This window comes from Roseixanthobacter psychrophilus (assembly GCF_043195195.1).
GTDB lineage: Bacteria > Pseudomonadota > Alphaproteobacteria > Rhizobiales > Xanthobacteraceae > NCEH01.
Genome location: NZ_JBAFWT010000001.1, coordinates 334590 through 350203 on the forward strand (window position 1 = coordinate 334590; position 15614 = coordinate 350203).

General features: G+C 68.8%; 16 protein-coding genes. 5 read left to right on the forward strand and 11 right to left on the reverse strand.

Features of this window, described 5'->3' with window-relative positions; genetic code table 11:
- Positions 1-60: 60 nt before the first annotated feature.
- Entirely contained in the window at positions 61-990 is a 930-nt protein-coding gene (locus tag V5F77_RS01530) for a methyltransferase domain-containing protein (RefSeq protein ID WP_429003540.1), read from the forward strand.
- Positions 991-1154: 164 nt separating this feature from the next.
- Here V5F77_RS01530 and groL read toward each other — a convergent pair whose 3' ends face one another.
- Positions 1155-2801 carry a chaperonin GroEL gene (gene groL, locus V5F77_RS01535; RefSeq protein ID WP_429003541.1) on the reverse strand — a complete coding sequence of 549 codons (1647 nt, stop codon included), beginning with the start codon at positions 2799-2801 and terminating at the stop codon, positions 1155-1157.
- A gap of 48 nt (positions 2802-2849) precedes the next feature.
- Entirely contained in the window at positions 2850-3137 is a 288-nt protein-coding gene (gene groES / locus V5F77_RS01540) for a co-chaperone GroES (RefSeq protein WP_394079120.1), read from the reverse strand.
- A 321-nt stretch (positions 3138-3458) separates the two neighbouring features.
- Here groES and V5F77_RS01545 point away from each other — a divergent pair, with 321 nt between their 5' ends.
- The gene (locus V5F77_RS01545) at positions 3459-3992 is read left to right on the forward strand and encodes a hypothetical protein (RefSeq protein ID WP_429003542.1); all 534 of its coding nucleotides are present in this window, start codon (positions 3459-3461) and stop codon (positions 3990-3992) included.
- 332 nt (positions 3993-4324) lie between these two features.
- The gene (gene cytX / locus V5F77_RS01550) at positions 4325-5605 is read left to right on the forward strand and encodes a putative hydroxymethylpyrimidine transporter CytX (protein WP_429003543.1); all 1281 of its coding nucleotides are present in this window, start codon (positions 4325-4327) and stop codon (positions 5603-5605) included.
- Positions 5606-5673: 68 nt separating this feature from the next.
- Here the strand turns inward: cytX and V5F77_RS01555 are convergent, their stop codons facing one another.
- The 9 genes from V5F77_RS01555 to V5F77_RS01595 form a co-directional block, all read right to left on the reverse strand.
- Positions 5674-6369, reverse strand: coding sequence for a VIT1/CCC1 transporter family protein (locus V5F77_RS01555; protein ID WP_429003544.1), 696 nt, complete (start codon positions 6367-6369; stop codon positions 5674-5676).
- A gap of 305 nt (positions 6370-6674) precedes the next feature.
- Entirely contained in the window at positions 6675-6857 is a 183-nt protein-coding gene (locus tag V5F77_RS01560) for a YegP family protein (RefSeq protein ID WP_429003545.1), read from the reverse strand.
- 95 nt (positions 6858-6952) lie between these two features.
- On the reverse strand, positions 6953-8758 hold the full coding sequence (gene lepA, locus V5F77_RS01565) for a translation elongation factor 4 (protein ID WP_429003546.1): 1806 nt from the start codon (positions 8756-8758) through the stop codon (positions 6953-6955).
- Positions 8759-9142: 384 nt separating this feature from the next.
- Positions 9143-10732, reverse strand: a complete 1590-nt coding sequence (locus tag V5F77_RS01570; protein WP_429003547.1) for a heme biosynthesis protein HemY — start codon at positions 10730-10732, stop codon at positions 9143-9145.
- The gene (locus tag V5F77_RS01575; protein ID WP_429003548.1) at positions 10729-12015 is read right to left on the reverse strand and encodes a COG4223 family protein; all 1287 of its coding nucleotides are present in this window, start codon (positions 12013-12015) and stop codon (positions 10729-10731) included. Before V5F77_RS01575 ends, V5F77_RS01570 begins: the two co-directional genes overlap by 4 nt.
- A 78-nt stretch (positions 12016-12093) precedes the next feature.
- Positions 12094-12813, reverse strand: coding sequence for a uroporphyrinogen-III synthase (locus V5F77_RS01580; protein WP_429003549.1), 720 nt, complete (start codon positions 12811-12813; stop codon positions 12094-12096).
- Between the two features lie 174 nt (positions 12814-12987).
- Positions 12988-13245 carry a hypothetical protein gene (locus V5F77_RS01585; RefSeq protein WP_429003683.1) on the reverse strand — a complete coding sequence of 86 codons (258 nt, stop codon included), beginning with the start codon at positions 13243-13245 and terminating at the stop codon, positions 12988-12990.
- A 137-nt stretch (positions 13246-13382) separates the two neighbouring features.
- Positions 13383-13805: a TIGR02301 family protein gene (locus V5F77_RS01590; RefSeq protein WP_429003550.1), complete on the reverse strand. Its 423-nt coding sequence runs from the start codon at positions 13803-13805 to the stop codon at positions 13383-13385.
- Positions 13806-13852: 47 nt separating this feature from the next.
- Positions 13853-14320 (reverse strand): NUDIX hydrolase, encoded by a 468-nt coding sequence (locus V5F77_RS01595; protein ID WP_429003551.1) that lies wholly within the window; start codon positions 14318-14320, stop codon positions 13853-13855.
- 181 nt (positions 14321-14501) lie between these two features.
- Here V5F77_RS01595 and V5F77_RS01600 point away from each other — a divergent pair, with 181 nt between their 5' ends.
- On the forward strand, positions 14502-15065 hold the full coding sequence (locus V5F77_RS01600; protein WP_429003684.1) for an HD domain-containing protein: 564 nt from the start codon (positions 14502-14504) through the stop codon (positions 15063-15065).
- Positions 15062-15568, forward strand: coding sequence for a tyrosine phosphatase family protein (locus V5F77_RS01605; protein ID WP_429003552.1), 507 nt, complete (start codon positions 15062-15064; stop codon positions 15566-15568). Before V5F77_RS01600 ends, V5F77_RS01605 begins: the two co-directional genes overlap by 4 nt.
- Positions 15569-15614 lie beyond the last annotated feature (46 nt).

Below are 15614 nucleotides of genomic sequence, written 5' to 3' on the forward strand. Positions count from 1 at the left end.
TATGGGGGTTGGAGCCGCTGTCGCGAGGCCCCCGCGCCGGTTTCCAGAGAGCAGATCACCGTGTCCGTTTCTTCCGTTCCCCCCTCCGGCGATCCCGCGCTCGACCGCCGGCTCGATTGGGCCCGCGCCTATCTCACCGACGGCGAGGCCGAGGCGGCAGCCGGCATGCTCGCCGACCTCGTGGCCGAGGCGCCCCATTTCCTCGCCGCCTGGTTCCTGCTGGGCGAGGCGCGCGAGACGGCCGGCGACCGCGCGGGCGCGATCGCCGCCTATGAGGGCGCGCTGGCGCGCGACGACGCCGATGTGCTCGGCGCCGGCCTGCGGCTCGCCCGGCTCGGCGCCCGCGCGCCGGAGGGCGCCATGTCTGCGGCCTTCGTGCGCACCTTGTTCGACCAATATGCCCCGCGCTTCGACACCGCCCTGCGCGCACGCCTCGCCTATCGCGGGCCGGAGGTGCTGGAGGCCGCGCTGCGCCGCGCCTGCGCGGACGCGGGCATCCCGCCCCGCTTCCCCACGATGGTGGATCTCGGCTGCGGCACCGGCCTTGCCGCACCGTTATTCGCCCCGCTGGGCGATGTGCTGGTCGGGGTCGATCTCTCCCCGGCCATGATCGAGAAGGCGCGCGGCCTTGGCCTCTATGCCGAGCTGGAGGCGGGCGAGATGGTGGCGTTTCTCGACGCGCGGCCGGCGGCGGGGGCGGACCTCGTGCTGGCGGCGGATGCGCTGTGCTATCTCGGCGATCTCGGCCCGGTGTTCGGCGCGGCGGCCCGCGCCCTTGGGCCGGCGGGCTGGCTGGCCTTCACGCTGGAGACCCATGACGGGACGGGCATGATCCTGCGCGACACGCTGCGCTATGCCCACGCCCGCGCTTATGTGGAAACGGCGCTCACGGTGGCGGGATTTTCGCCGGTCCTGCTGGAGGCGGTCTCCACCCGCACGGAAAAGGGTGCGCCGGTGCCTGGGCTGGTGTGCGTGGCGCGGCTGGCTTGAAAGCGCAGGCCGGTTTCTCGGGCCTGCTCAAAGAAAAAGGGCGCGGCTCGCGCCACGCCCTTCCCTGACCTGAGTTGATCGGCTGGACGTCCTCAGAAGTCCATGCCGCCCGGAAGCCGGCGCTGCCGGCTTCCCACTTGAACGCTTTGGTCGGATGGACTTCCTCAGAAGTCCATGCCGCCCATGCCACCCATGCCGCCGCCCGGCATCGCGGGCATGCCGCTGTCCTTCTTGGGCAGTTCGGCGATGAGGGCTTCGGTGGTGACGATCAGGGCGGCGATGGAGGCCGCGTCCTGCAGGGCGGTGCGCACAACCTTGGCCGGATCGACGATACCGGCCTGGATCATGTCCACATATTCTTCGGTCTGGGCGTTGAAGCCGAAGTTGGCGTCGTTGGATTCCAGCACCTTGCCCACCACGATCGAGCCTTCCACGCCGGAATTCTCGGCGATCTGGCGGATCGGGGCTTCAAGCGCGCGCAGCACGATCTTGATGCCGGCGGCGATGTCGGAATTGTCGGAGGTCAGGGTCTCGACGGCCTTCTTGGCGCGCAGCAGGGCGATGCCGCCGCCGGGGACGATGCCTTCTTCCACCGCAGCGCGGGTGGCGTTCAGGGCGTCGTCGACGCGATCCTTCTTTTCCTTCACTTCCACTTCGGTCGAACCGCCGACGCGGATGACGGCGACGCCACCGGCCAGCTTCGCCAGACGCTCCTGGAGCTTCTCGCGATCGTAGTCCGAGGTGGTCTCCTCGATCTGCGCCTTGATCTGGTTCACGCGGGCTTCGATGTCGGCCTTCTCGCCGACGCCGTCCACGATGGTGGTCTTTTCCTTTTCGAGGATGACCTTCTTGGCGCGGCCGAGCTGGGCCAGCGTCACGTTCTCAAGCTTGATGCCGAGATCTTCCGAGATCACCTGGCCGCCGGTGAGGATGGCGATATCCTCCAGCATGGCCTTGCGGCGATCGCCGAAGCCGGGAGCCTTCACGGCCGCGACCTTCAGGCCGCCGCGCAGCTTGTTCACCACCAGCGTGGCAAGGGCCTCGCCTTCCACGTCCTCGGCCACGATCACCAGCGGCTTGCCGGACTGAACGACGGCTTCGAGAACGGGCAGGATCGGCTGCAGGCCGGAGAGCTTCTTCTCGAAGATCAGGATGTAGGGATCTTCCAGGTCGGCAATCATCTTCTCCGCATTGGTGACGAAATAGGGAGAGAGATAGCCGCGGTCGAACTGCATGCCTTCGACCACTTCGAGTTCGGTCTCGGCGGTCTTGGCTTCCTCGACCGTGATGACGCCTTCATTGCCCACGCGCTGCATGGCGCCGGCGATCATCTCGCCGATGGACGAGTCGCCATTGGCGGAAATCGTGCCGACCTGCGCGACTTCGGCGGAGGACGACACCTTCTTGGCGCGGCCCTTGATGTCGGCGATGGCGGCGGCGACGGCGAGATCGATGCCGCGCTTGAGATCCATCGGGTTCATGCCGGCGGCGACCGACTTGGCGCCTTCCTTCACGATCGCCTGGGCGAGCACGGTGGCGGTGGTGGTGCCGTCGCCAGCCAGATCATTGGTCTTGGAGGCGACTTCGCGCACCAACTGGGCGCCGAGGTTCTCGAACTTGTCTTCCAGCTCGATTTCCTTGGCGACGGTGACGCCGTCCTTGGTGATACGCGGGGCGCCGAAGCTCTTCTCGATCACCACGTTGCGGCCCTTGGGACCGAGGGTGACCTTCACCGCATTGGCGAGGATATCAACGCCGCGCAGCATCTTCTCGCGGGCATCGCCGGCAAATTTTACTTCCTTGGCAGCCATGTGCCGTCTCCTGAATTGTTATGCCTGAAGAAGGGAAAGAGCGAAGCCTCAGGCGATGACGCCGAGGATGTCGCTTTCCTTCATGATGAGCAGATCCTGGCCGTCCACCTTCACTTCGGTGCCGGACCACTTGCCGAACAGCACGCGATCACCCGCCTTCACGTCGAGCGCGACAACCTTGCCGCTGTCGTCACGCGCGCCGGGGCCCACGGCCACGACCTCGCCCTCCTGGGGCTTTTCCTTGGCGGTGTCGGGGATGATGATTCCACCGGCAGTCTTCTGCTCGGCTTCGATGCGCTTCACGACCACGCGGTCATGCAAAGGGCGGAAGGACATGGGCATGATCCTCTTGAATTGGAGCGAGCCGAAGGCCCGCAGTCTTTGGCACTCGCGCGACGGGAGTGCCAATCCGGGTCCGAGATAAGGAGCGGATGCGCGCGCGTCAAGGCAGAGGGGCTTACCAATGTGTAAGAGATCGCCGCGTAAAGTGACCCTCACAGCGTCGCGGGGCGGCGATCGCGCGGCTTTGTGTGCGGGTCGAAGCATCGACGGCGCGCCGAACAGGCCTTATGGTTGCCCCTCGCCCTGTTCCCCGTGGGGCGCGGTGCCGCATGCGGGTCGCCGTATTCGAGTAAGATCTCGCCTCGGAGTGTGTGAATGTCTCAGTCCGCCGTTCGGTCCGTCGCCGGGGATGCCTGCGGCACCGGCCTTCGCCGCCCTTCCACCATTTCCGTCTATCGCCTGGGCCTGATCGCGGCCGTCATCGGCGGCCTCGGCCTCGGCGCCTGCGCGACCGGCCCGACCGAGCCGCCGCCGCCGGCGGCACCGCAATATACCAGCCCGATCCCGGCAGCGAGCCTCGTCGGCCGCTACGGCCTCGCCGCCTTCCACCGCCCCGAGGATGCGGCCCGCACCGAGACTCAGGCCCGGGCGCAGTGCAGCAACCCCTATCTCATCACCGCCGGCCCCAATGGCGGCGTCATGATGTATCTGGCGGACGACAACAAGCTCACCGAACTGGTCTCGAAGGCGGCCGGCGGACCCACCTTCATCGGCCCGCCCGAGGATCCGGCCGGCGGCGAACGCGACCGGCAGGTGCTGCGCTGGGACGGGCACGTCCTGGTCCTCAAATGGGTCGATCCCGAGATTTCCAAGCGCTACGGCACCATGGTCTACGTGCGCTGCAGCTGAGCCGAACCGGACTTGCGGGGTCCTTTGCGTGCCGTCGAGCCCGCAAAGGACCTTAGATCCGCGAGAGGCGGCAGGATTGCGCTGCTGAGCCCGCCCCTGCCAACTGGCGGCGCGGCAAGGTTCACCTTCGCCTAGATTGGAACTGTTCTGGAGTATTCGCCGGCGCGCACGGGAATGACGTGCGAAAGCTTGGCCATACGGCAGATGACGGCTTCCCTCGGCGGGAATCGCGCTTTAGATGGACCCGACCTCGCGTCGCCTCGTGCGTCGCGGCCAGATCCTGCGCGCCGGGGCTCCCAGGAGGCCGGGCCGCCTCAGCGCCCGAGTGATCCATGGACACGCCCCCGACCACTTATGATCCCTTGACGCCGGTGCCGGCGCACCGGCGCGTCTTCACCGGCTCCGATGCATTCGCGCTCTGGTTCAGCCTCGGCATCGGCCTGCTGGTGCTGCAGGCCGGCGCGCTGCTGGTGCCCGCGCTCAGCCTCGGCACCGCCTTCGTGGCGATCATCTGCGGCACCGTGCTCGGCGTGGTTCTGCTCGCGGCCGTAGGCGTGATCGGCGCCGACACCGGCCTGTCCGCAATGGCCAGCCTTCGGCCGGCGCTGGGGTTGCGCGGGGCGATCCTGCCGACGCTCATCAACATGGTGCAGCTGGTCGGCTGGGGCGCGTTCGAGATCATCATCATGGGCGAGGCGGCCGAGGCCTTGTCGAAGCAGGCGTTCGGCTTCTCCGTGCCGGGACTGTGGACTCTTCTGTTCGGCATGCTCGCGACGGCGATCGCGGTCATGGGGCCGGTCTCGTTCGTGCGGCGCTTCCTGCGCGCCTGGGGCCTCTATCTGCTGCTCGGCGCGGCGGTCTGGCTCACCTGGCGGCTGATGTCCAAGTACGACCTCGCCGCCCTGTTCGCCAAGCCCGGCACCGGCGCCATGAGCTTCGGCGGCGCCATCGATCTGGTGGTGGCCATGCCGCTCTCCTGGCTGCCCCTGATCTCCGACTATACCCGCTTCGGCAAATCCTCGGGCGGCATGTTCCGTGGCAGCGCGATCGGCTATTTCGTCGCGAACATCTGGTTCTACGGGCTTGGCGCGGCCTATGCCCTCGCCTCGGGCGGCGAGGGCACCATCGTGGTCGCGCTGGCGGCGGCCGGCGGCGGCCTCGCGCTGCTGCTGATCCTGCTGGACGAGACCGACAACGCCTTTGCCGACATCCACTCGGCGGCGGTCTCAACCGGCACGCTGGTGCCGGCGGCAGTGCCCCACCTCGCGCTCGGCTTCGGCGCCCTGTGCACATTGATCGCGCTGCTGGTGCCGCTGGCCCAGTACGAAGGATTCCTGCTGCTGATCAGCTCGGTGTTTGCGCCGCTGTTCGGCGTGGTACTGGCCGACCATTTCCTGGTGCGCAAGCGCATGGTCAAGATCGACCACATCACCCGCGTCCACGGCGCCTATTGGTATGCCGGCGGCTGGAACATCGCCGGCATCCTCGCCTGGGGCCTCGGCATCGCCACCTTCCACGCGATAAGCGCCCTGCTGCCGGACCTCGGCGCCACCTTGCCGTCGCTGGTGACGGCCGGCGCCCTCTTCGTCCTGGCCCGCCGCGCGGGGCTGTGACTGCGGCGGGCCGGGCCCGCCGCGCGCTTCCCTCCATCCGCATCGAAGCCTCGACGCGCCGGTCGACGCTACACCACGGTGCCGAACAGGGCGCCGATGCCGGCGGTGGCGGCCATGGCGAGGGCGCCCCAGAAGGTGACGCGGGCGGTGGCCCGCACCACTTCCGCACCGCCGACCTTGGCCGCAATGGCGCCGAGCACCGCCAGGAACACCAGCGAGGCGCCAGCCACCACCGGGACCTGAAGCGTCGCAGGCGTGACCACTGCCATCAACAGCGGCAGAATGGCGCCGACGGAGAACGAGGCGGCGGATGTGAGCGCGGCCTGGATCGGCCGGGCGGTGGTGAATTCGGAAATGCCCAACTCGTCGCGGGCGTGGGCTTCCAGCGGATCGCGCGCCATCAATTGCTCGGCCACCTGGTGGGCGAGCGCGGGCTCAAGGCCACGGCCGATATAGATGGCGGCGAGTTCGCGCCGTTCGGCCACCGGATCGGCCTTCAGTTCCGCTTTTTCGCGGGCCAGATCCGCATTTTCGGTGTCGGACTGGGAGCTGACCGAAACATATTCGCCCGCCGCCATGGACATGGCGCCGGCAACCAGGCCGGCGACGCCGGCAACCAGAATGTCGGAATGGGTGGCTGACGCGGACGCGACGCCCACGATCAGGCTCGCGGTGGAGACGATGCCGTCATTGGCGCCGAGCACGGCGGCGCGGAGCCAACCGATGCGCGCGATGAGATGACCTTCAGTGTGCGGGCGGGCCATAAAAACCTCTATCCGGCGGGAGCGGCAGCGCAAAGGCACAGGCCGGTGCCCCCTTCAGGACCGGTCGAGCATGGTCGAGCTTTCCCGAGGCAAGGGACAAAGGATCGGACCGAGGCCCGCGCCGGGATCCCATCCTCGGGCGGGCGCGACCGCTCCAGCAGCCCCCCGACTGCCGGCTGTCTCGACGACCCCGCGCTGTTAGCAGCCGTCCATGACAGGTGTGCGTCCGGGGCAAGGCCCTGAACTGAGAAGTTTTTCCCGTATATGTTGCAGCGCATCAAAGATATGTTGCGCCGCGTGCAGCCTCACCCGGCGGTCTGGTCCTCGACCTTGGACTCGGCGGCGTTCTTCTTGATGGACTCGATGGCGGCCAGCGCGGACGCCTTGGCCTTATAACCCTCGGACGAAAACATCACCTCGCCGTTCGAGGCCTTGTAGCGGAAACGGAATTCGCCAGCTTTGTCCTTGTAGACTTCGAACTTGGCCATGGCATCCTCCTGAGGCCCCGGTTGTCCCGGGAGGTGGAGCCTGCCTCATTTCCGCGCGCCAGGCAAAAGCTGCGCGAACCGGGACATGGCCGCGCTCAATCGTCCATCTTGAGGGCGGCGATGAAGGCTTCCTGGGGAATCTCGACGCGCCCGAACTGGCGCATCTTCTTCTTGCCTTCCTTCTGCTTGTCCAACAGCTTGCGCTTACGGGAGATGTCGCCGCCGTAGCATTTGGCGGTCACGTCCTTGCGCAGGGCCTTGATGGTCTCGCGGGCGATCACCTTGGCGCCGATGGCGGCCTGGATCGGGATGTTGAACAAATGCTGCGGGATCAGATCCTTCAGCTTCTCGCACATGGCACGGCCGCGATGATCGGCGCGGGTGCGGTGCACCAGCATGGAGAGCGCATCCACCGGCTCGGCATTCACCAGGATCGACATCTTCACGAGGTCACCCTCGCGATAATCGGTGATGGTGTAGTCGAACGAGGCATAGCCCTTCGAGATGGACTTCAGCCGATCATAGAAATCGAACACCACTTCGTTCAGCGGCAGGTCGTAGGTGACCATGGCGCGGGCGCCCACATAGGTCAGCTCGATCTGGTTGCCGCGCCGATCCTGGCAGAGCTTGAGCACGCTGCCGAGATAATCGTCCGGGGTGAGGATGGTCGCGCGGATCCAGGGCTCGCGGATTTCCTTGATCTTCACCACGTCCGGCATGTCGGCCGGGTTGTGCAGCTCGATCGTGGTGCCGTCGCTCATCTCCATCTCATAGATGACGGAGGGGGCGGTCGCGATCAGGTCGAGGTTGAACTCGCGCTCCAGTCGCTCCTGGATGATCTCCAGGTGCAATAGCCCGAGGAACCCGCAGCGGAAGCCGAAGCCGAGCGCCGCCGAGGTCTCCATCTCGAACGAGAAGCTGGCGTCGTTCAGGCGCAGCTTGCCCATGGCGGCGCGCAGATCCTCGAAGTCCGCCGCATCGACGGGAAACAGGCCGCAGAACACCACCGGCTGGGCCGGCTTGAAGCCCGGCAGCGGCTCGGCGCACGGGTGCTTTTCGTCGGTGATGGTATCGCCGACGCGGGTTTCCGCCACTTCCTTGATGGAGCCGGTGAGAAAGCCGATCTCGCCGGGACCGAGGCTCTCCATGGCCACCATCTTGGGGGTGAATACGCCGACGCGGTCCATGTCATAGGCGGCGCCGGTGCGCATCATCTTGATGCGCTGGCCCTTCCTGACGACGCCGTCGACCACCCGCACCAGCACCACCACGCCGAGATAGGTGTCGTACCAGCTATCCACCAGCAGCGCCTTCAGCGGCGCATCGCGGTCGCCCACCGGGGGCGGCAGGCGGGTGACGATGGCTTCCAGCACCTGGTCGATATTGAGCCCGGTCTTGGCCGAGATGCCGATGGCGCCGGAGGCGTCGATGCCGATCACATCCTCGATCTGCGCCTTCACCTTTTCCGGCTCGGCGGCGGGCAGGTCGATCTTGTTGAGCACCGGGACGATGTCGTGATTGTTGTCGATGGCCTGATAGACGTTGGCGAGCGTCTGCGCCTCGACCCCCTGGGAGGCGTCCACCACCAGGAGCGAACCTTCCACCGCCGCGAGCGAGCGGTTCACCTCATAGGCGAAGTCCACGTGGCCCGGGGTGTCGATGAGGTTGAGGATATAGGTTTCCCCATCCTTGGCCTTGTAGGAGAGGCGCACGGTCTGCGCCTTGATGGTGATGCCGCGCTCGCGCTCGATATCCATATTGTCGAGCACCTGCTCGGTCATCTCGCGTTCGCTCAAGCCGCCGGTGAGCTGGATCAGCCGGTCGGCGAGCGTTGACTTGCCATGGTCGATATGGGCGACGATGGAGAAGTTGCGGATATGGGTCTGCGGCGTTGCGGTCATCCGCGCCGCATAGCACCGGCATCCGGCAGCCACAAGGCGCGCGCGGCGTTTGTCCCTGTCGCTTCGGAGATCGCCGGTTCGGCGCGGCGGTTTCGGGGCTCCACGTTCTGCGGCGGGGCGGGCGCATTCGTGTTCGCTCTCCCCCTCACCCCAGCCCTCTCCCCCTCGGGGAGAGGGGGCGATGAGGCGCCTCCGGGCCGCCCCGCAGTTCCCCCATCCCCGCCGCGCGTCCGTCCCCTCTCCCCCACGGGGAGAGGGTCAGGGTGAGGGGGCGAGAGATAAGGAAAACAAACCGTCCTCGCTCAGAAGATAGAGCGTCTCGACCGGCTCCTCGGTCAGGCAGACGATGCGGCGGGGAGAAGGACGTGGCCCATCCCCGCGCGCTCACACGCCGGTGGGGCGGCCAGAACGGGACGCCAGCGCCTCGTCCTCGTCGAGGTCCGGGCCGGGATCGTCGGGAAGCGGCGGTAGGGCGACAATGGCCGGCGGCTTCGGCCGGTCCGCCTTCGCAGGCTCGGCCGGCGCTGCGTCATGGCCGTTCGCGGAAGGCTGAAGGCCGTTGGTCTGCGCGGGCTCCGCCGTGTCGGCTTCGGCCGGTGCCGTTGGCGCGGGCGGGGGTGCCACCGGGCGAGGCGGAATGGCGGCGATGGCCGCGCGCACGCGCTCGGCCTCGTGCTCCAGAATCGGCGTCGCGGTCACGCCCGGCGGCACAGCCCAGACATAGGCATCGAGCTTGCCGGTGACCGGGGACACCGGCGCCCATTGGTCGGACACCACGCCATCGGCGATCCAGGCCGGGTCGCGCGGCGCCCGCACGGCGCGGGCGGCCCATTCGCGGGCCTTGCCGACATCGCCGTGCTCGCTGGCTTCCAGCTCCGCCATCATCAGGCAGATGCGCTGGGTGGGTTCGGCGGCGAGCGGCTGCAGCACGGCGCGCGCCTCGGCGAACTCCAGCGCGTCGATGCAGGCGTGGGCGAGCGCGATCGCACTTTCCGGATGGGTCGGCGCCTTGGCGGCAAGCAGGCGGATGCGCTTCAAGCGATCGAGCGCGGCATCGCCGGGGCGCAGGTGCGCGGCGACTTCGGCAAGTTCGGGATGGGGCGTTACGGCATAGGCGGCCTCGACGATCTTGAGCGCCTTCTTCAATTCCCCGCCCGCACCCAGCAAGCGGCCGGCGACGGCGGCGGCCGGCTCCAGGGTGGGCGCGAGGCGCACCGCTTCGAGCGCCCGCTCCTTGGCCACCGGCGGATCGGAGAGTTCCAGCGCCATGGCCTCGGCGGCCAGCAGGATCGCCCGGCGGCGGCGGTGCTGCACCTTGTCGATGCCCTTGGCCGCCATCTGCTTTTCCAACACCGCGCGGGCGCCGGGATAATCACCCTCGGCGCACCGCGCCTCGATCACCGCATCCGCCGCCCAGGCGAGTGCGGGGGCCTGCTCGGCCGCCTGTTCCGCCAGCAAACGCGCGGCGGCAACATCACCGGCCCGGCGCGCTTCCGTATGCAGGCCGCGCAGGGCGAGCAGGCGCGTGTCGGGGGATTCGAGCATCAGGCGGAAGCTCGCCCGCGCCAGTTCCGGGTCGCCCTCGAACTGGGCGGACTGGGCCGCCAGCAGATGGGTGAGCGGCTCGTGGGGCAGCAGGCGCGCGGCGTCCTGGCTGGCCCTGCGGGCCTCGGCGGGATTGCCCGCGCCGATGGCGAGAAGCCCGCGTGAGACCGCGGCCCAGCCCTTCTCCCGGCGCCGGCGGCGCGAGAAGCGGGTGATCAGGCGCGGCGAGGAGAGCAGCAGGGATATCGCCCACCACACCACCAGCAGCACGCCGCTGAACAGCGCCAGCACGGCGAGCGCCACCGGCACGCTGGTTTCGATACGCCAGCCTTGCCAGACCATGACGATCTCGCCCGGCCGGTCGGCGAGCCAGGAGGCGCCGAAGGCGACGGCGGCGAGGAGGACGAGGAGGATGACGAGACGGATCACGGCACTTTCCCGGAAATGGCGGCGAGGGCCTGGAGATAGAGCGCGCCGACCGCATCGGCGGCGTTCCGGCGGTCCTGGATCTCGGCGATCAGGGACTTGAGCTTGTCCTTGGTGACTTGCGGCAGGGCATCGAGCCGCCCGAGCGCGGTGTCGAGGTCGCCGGCCCGCAGCGCGCCGACCGCCTGGTCGAGCAGCGCCTGGTCCTGGGGCGCGGGCACGGTTTCGGCGGGCCGCACCTTCACCAGGCTTTCGGCGCTGGAGAGCAGGCGGTCCATCACCGAGCCCCCCGAGGGCGCGGCAGCGGCCGCGGGCGCCGACGCATTGGCCTGCACCGCCGCCTGCTGCACGCGCTGCGCGAGCTTGGCGGGGGCGCTGTAGCCGGTGGCCGCCATGGCCGCGAACGGGTCGAGCGCGCCGGCGGTCGGGCCGAGCACGGCGCGGGCCGCGTCAAGCTCCGTGGCGAAGGGACGACCGGAGACGATGGCCTCCTTCAGCGCCGCGAGAACGGTGACCGAGGCGCCGGCGCGGCTCATGGCGTCCATGCTGGCGGCGGCCTTGTCGATACGGGCAGCGAGCGCGGCAGTCTGCTGGCTGGCACCGGCTGCGGCGGTTGCGGCATCCTTCACCCCGCCTTGGAGGCCCTGCTGCGCCTGGCGCAAGGCGGCAATGTCGGCCTGGGCCTGGGTGATCAAGGCCCGGGCCTGCTCCGGTGCCGGCTGTGCGGCGGCGGCGGCATCGAGCTTGTCCACCCGCTGGGCGAGCGCGGCGAGGGCGCGGGGATCCGCGGTGCCGCGCGCTTCCAGCGCCCCGACGCGGGCCACGAGGGGTTGCAGCTCATCGCTGACGTTCGCCGCGCCGAGCCGGTTCGACAAACCGTAGGCCACCAGCGCCGCCACCACCGCGCCACCGAGCGCACCGAGCAGCAGCGAGAGCCAGGGCGAGGCGCCGCGCGACGCGGGAGCGGGCGGAGGAATGAGCATTGGCTGGGCGGTTTCGAACGCCGCGTCGGCGGCAGCCTCGGAGCCCCCCTTTTCGGAGGTCCCGCTTTCGGCTGCCGTGTGCTCGGCCGGCGCCTCGACGGCCTTTTCGCCTTCCGGATCGAAGGGCGGCGCAGGCGGGAGGGGATCGTCCATCGTGCCTTCGGGGGCGGTGCGCGGGACGTCCGCGACCGTCGTTTCCGCAGCGGCGGGCGGGAGCGTGCTGCCCGGCGCGGTATTGGCCGTGGCGGCGGTGTCCGCCTTCGGACGGGCCGTATCCTCGCGGGTCGGATCGTCGTGCGCCATGGGCCTCCTCGTGTTCTTGTTTCCGGGCAAGCCGGTGAAAGATGATCGGCCGCGATCGGCCGGCAGCTTGCCTCTGCCTTACAGCAAAGTCAGCAGCGCGTCCTCTTCGGCCGCCGCCGCGATCTCCACCCGGCAGCCGGCGGTGGCCAGCGGCGCGGCGACAGCCGGCGATAAGCACAAGTGCCGTAAACCCCGTAAGGGTTCCTTAACGCCGTTTGCAGCGACGCAATGAAGCAGGGTCTCGGCGGTGCGCGCGGAGAAGTGAAGAGCCGCGTCCAACTCCCCCCGCTCCAGGGCCGAGCGCGTTGTTTCCGCAAGGGTTTTAGCGGGCTCCATGGCGTACAGCACACAGAGGGAGACGGCCAATTGGCGGGGCGCCAGCAAAGCAGAAAGATCGCCGGCCCGATCGGCCCCGGCCGCATGCAGGATGCGGGCGCCGGGCGCCAGGCGGGCGCCCAGAAGCGCCGCGAGGGCTGAGACATTTCCCTCGGCCTCGATCACATGCGTGAAGCCCGCTGCGCGCGCCGCTGTCCCGGTGCGGCCACCCACGGTAAAAACAGGCAGCGCCCGCCAGGCGCCGGCCTGTGGCCGCGCCGCGAGGGTCCGCACGCCGTTGGCGCTGGTGAAAGCGAGGGCTGTGAACGGGCCGCGCGGCAACGGAGCGCCGGTTTCGCGCAACCGCAGCATGGGATCGCTGATCACCTCATGTCCGAGCGCGCGAAGCCGCGCCAGCGTGCGGGCCCCGCCCGGTTCCGGGCGGGTCAGCAGAATGCGCTGGTGTGGTGCGACAGGAGACATGGGACAGGAGATATGGGACGGGAGACAGGCAGGGGCTTGCGCGGCCAGGATAGCCGGATCCGCCTCTTGCGGTCCATGGATGCGGATTTTACGGCCGGCCCGCGCGGTCGCCCGGCGGGGGCCCCTTCAGCACAGCGGAGGGGGTCCGAGCTGGGCCAAGCCGCCTGGAATGCGCTATTGGCGCTGGCCGATGATGGTGTATTCGCCCTTGCGGATGCGTCCGGCGAGGCCTTCCACATAGGTGGCGCAAGGCTCCTCGCCATAAACCGCCACGAGCGTGCGCAGGGCGGTGAACAAAGCGGCCTGCACGAGGCAATCCTCATCCAACCCGTCGCGCAGAGCCTCGGTCCACGCATCGTCCAGGTAGCTGAAGGCCACATGGCGCTCGTCGGAGCCCAGTTCGGCAATATCCTGGTGGGGAGGAAGAGTCATGCTGGACAAGAGAGGCCTCCGCGCCACGCCCCTCCTGCCGGGGCGGCCCCGAATACCTATCACGTTCCGCGCGGGCGTCTCTGAACTTCTAAACGAAAGGTTAACCGCCGCCCGCGCCGGCGCCGCCTGTCCCCAGATCAATTGCCGCCGAACCGCACCACAATGTCGTGAGCAAGTTTTGCCCCCTCGGCCAATTGCCGCTGCACTGCCGCTGTCGCCGCCGGGGTGCAGACGCGATACACCTGGGCATAGCTGGAATAGCCCTGGTTGAATGCGGCGATCAGCTTGGCCTTGCGGTCCTCGGATGGCTGCTCGGCGTCCAGCAGGTCCTGCATCTGCAGGCGCCAGCTCTGGCTTTCCGCGCTCATGCCGCACAGCGGGCGCAGATAGTGCAGCCCGCCCAGCAGCTCGGCCAGCTTGAGCATGTCGGTCTCATAAGGCGGCGTGGAGCCGTCGGCCGCCCGCGCGGGCGCGCCGGCAAGGCCGAGGAGCACAGCCAACAGCATGGCCGGGAGAATACGAAGGGCGCGGAAAGAACGCAGGGTCCAAGAAGAACACATGGGCCTCCTCGTGCCGCGCCGGCGAGCCGGGGTCAAGATGGCCACGCTCACGAGCCCGCATGCGCCCAAGGGGCGGCGCACTGTGGGGCCTCGACGCTCAGCAGGCGCGCGGCGCGGTGCACCACGTCGGCAAGGCCGTGGGTGGTGGCGAGGCTGGCCACCTCATCGGGATGGAACCAGCCCACCGCCACCGCCTCGTCGCCGATCATGGGTTCGCCCGATCGCCACAACGCGGCATGGGCGGCCACCACGAAATGGCTGGTCAGCACGCCCTCGGCATCGCGGGAGATGAAATCGAGCGCGGCGGCGAGGCCGATCATTTCGGCCTCCACCCGGACCTCCTCCATCACCTCGCGCGCGGCAGCCTCGGCCAAGGTTTCGCCCGGCTCGACCCGGCCGCCCGGCAGGCTCCACAGGCCCTTGCCCGGGGCATAGCCACGCTGCGCCAGCAGCACCAGCGGGCCGCGAAACACGGCGGCGCTGGCGGCCAGGGTGGGGCGGACGGGTTCGGCCATGGGGAATACCACTGGGTTGTTCCGCGACGCGGGAAGCTTACCCTCTCGACATAAAAGGAGCACGCGATTCGTCATGGCGGCGATGACCACCGGCGCCGGTGCGGCGCCCGGACATAAGCCGGAACCCGAGGCCGGCGCCAAAAAGGCGCGCGTGAAAGCCCCTCCGCGCGCCTGGCAGCGCATGCTGTCCGGCCGGCGGCTGGACCTGCTCAATCCCTCGCCGCTCGACATCGAGATCGAGGACATCGCGCACGGCCTCGCCCGCGTCGCGCGCTGGAACGGGCAGACCGGCGGGGCGAACATCTTTTCGGTGGCGCAACATTCCCTGTTGACCGAACGGCTGGCGCGCCGGGCCGGCGGCGACATCGACCTGCGCTGGCGCCGCGCGGTGCTGCTGCACGATGCCCCGGAATATGTGATCGGCGACATGATCTCGCCCCTCAAGGCGATGGTCGGCGGCGATTATAAAGCGGTGGAGGCGCGCCTCCTGGCGGCCATCAGCCTGCGCTTCGGCCTGCCGCCGGAATGGCCGGCGACGCTGGTGCGGCTGGTCAAGACCGCCGACCGCTCCGCCGCCTATCTGGAAGCCACCTGCCTTGCCGGCTTCGCGGCCGGGGAGGCGCGGGCCTTCTTCGGCCGCCCCCTGCACCTCGACGCCGAGGTGGAGAAGGATTATTTGAACCCTTGGCCGGCGGAAATCGCCAAGGCGCGATTCCTCGCCCGGTTTGCGGAGCTTATGCCATGATCCATGTCTGCTCCCTCGCCCGCCTGCACGAAACCGTGGAGACCACCGGCGCGCGCCATGTCATCACCCTGGTCGGCCGCGACACCTTGCTCACCCGGCCCAACAATGTGGACCCCACCAACCATCTGTTCCTCTCCATCAACGACATCGTCGACGAGGTGGAGGGCATGGTGACGCCGGGCGAGAGCCACATGACCGAGCTGCTGGAGTTCGTGCGGTCCTGGCCCCGGGTCTCGCCCCTGGTGATCCATTGCTATGCGGGCGTCTCGCGCTCGACGGCGGCGGCTTATGTCACGGTGTGCGCACTGCTGCCCCATCGCGACGAATTCGAGCTGGCGGTGCGCCTGCGCGAGGCCTCGCCCACCGCCACCCCCAATGCCAAGATCGTGTCGCTGGGCGATGCGGCGCTCAACCGCAACGGTCGCATGATCCGCGCCATTTCCGCCATCGGCCGCGGGCGCGACTGCATGGCGGGCGAGCCGTTCCTGCTCTCGCTGAGCTGATAAGGCTTTCGGCATTCCTGCCTTGGCCGTCTTGCGCAACCGCGCA

Excerpts from the sequence above, each read along its gene's own strand:
- groL (WP_429003541.1), bottom strand. The coding sequence starts at position 2,801 with ATGGCTGCCAAGGAAGTAAAATTTGCCGGCGATGCCCGCGAGAAGATG.
- groES (WP_394079120.1), bottom strand. The coding sequence starts at position 3,137 with ATGTCCTTCCGCCCTTTGCATGACCGCGTGGTCGTGAAGCGCATCGAA.
- V5F77_RS01545 (WP_429003542.1), top strand. The coding sequence starts at position 3,459 with ATGTCTCAGTCCGCCGTTCGGTCCGTCGCCGGGGATGCCTGCGGCACC.
- cytX (WP_429003543.1), top strand. The coding sequence starts at position 4,325 with ATGGACACGCCCCCGACCACTTATGATCCCTTGACGCCGGTGCCGGCG.
- V5F77_RS01555 (WP_429003544.1), bottom strand. The coding sequence starts at position 6,369 with ATGGCCCGCCCGCACACTGAAGGTCATCTCATCGCGCGCATCGGTTGG.
- V5F77_RS01560 (WP_429003545.1), bottom strand. The coding sequence starts at position 6,857 with ATGGCCAAGTTCGAAGTCTACAAGGACAAAGCTGGCGAATTCCGTTTC.
- lepA (WP_429003546.1), bottom strand. The coding sequence starts at position 8,758 with ATGACCGCAACGCCGCAGACCCATATCCGCAACTTCTCCATCGTCGCC.
- V5F77_RS01575 (WP_429003548.1), bottom strand. The coding sequence starts at position 12,015 with ATGGCGCACGACGATCCGACCCGCGAGGATACGGCCCGTCCGAAGGCG.
- V5F77_RS01580 (WP_429003549.1), bottom strand. The coding sequence starts at position 12,813 with ATGTCTCCTGTCGCACCACACCAGCGCATTCTGCTGACCCGCCCGGAA.
- V5F77_RS01585 (WP_429003683.1), bottom strand. The coding sequence starts at position 13,245 with ATGACTCTTCCTCCCCACCAGGATATTGCCGAACTGGGCTCCGACGAG.
- V5F77_RS01590 (WP_429003550.1), bottom strand. The coding sequence starts at position 13,805 with ATGTGTTCTTCTTGGACCCTGCGTTCTTTCCGCGCCCTTCGTATTCTC.
- V5F77_RS01595 (WP_429003551.1), bottom strand. The coding sequence starts at position 14,320 with ATGGCCGAACCCGTCCGCCCCACCCTGGCCGCCAGCGCCGCCGTGTTT.
- V5F77_RS01600 (WP_429003684.1), top strand. The coding sequence starts at position 14,502 with ATGCTGTCCGGCCGGCGGCTGGACCTGCTCAATCCCTCGCCGCTCGAC.
- V5F77_RS01605 (WP_429003552.1), top strand. The coding sequence starts at position 15,062 with ATGATCCATGTCTGCTCCCTCGCCCGCCTGCACGAAACCGTGGAGACC.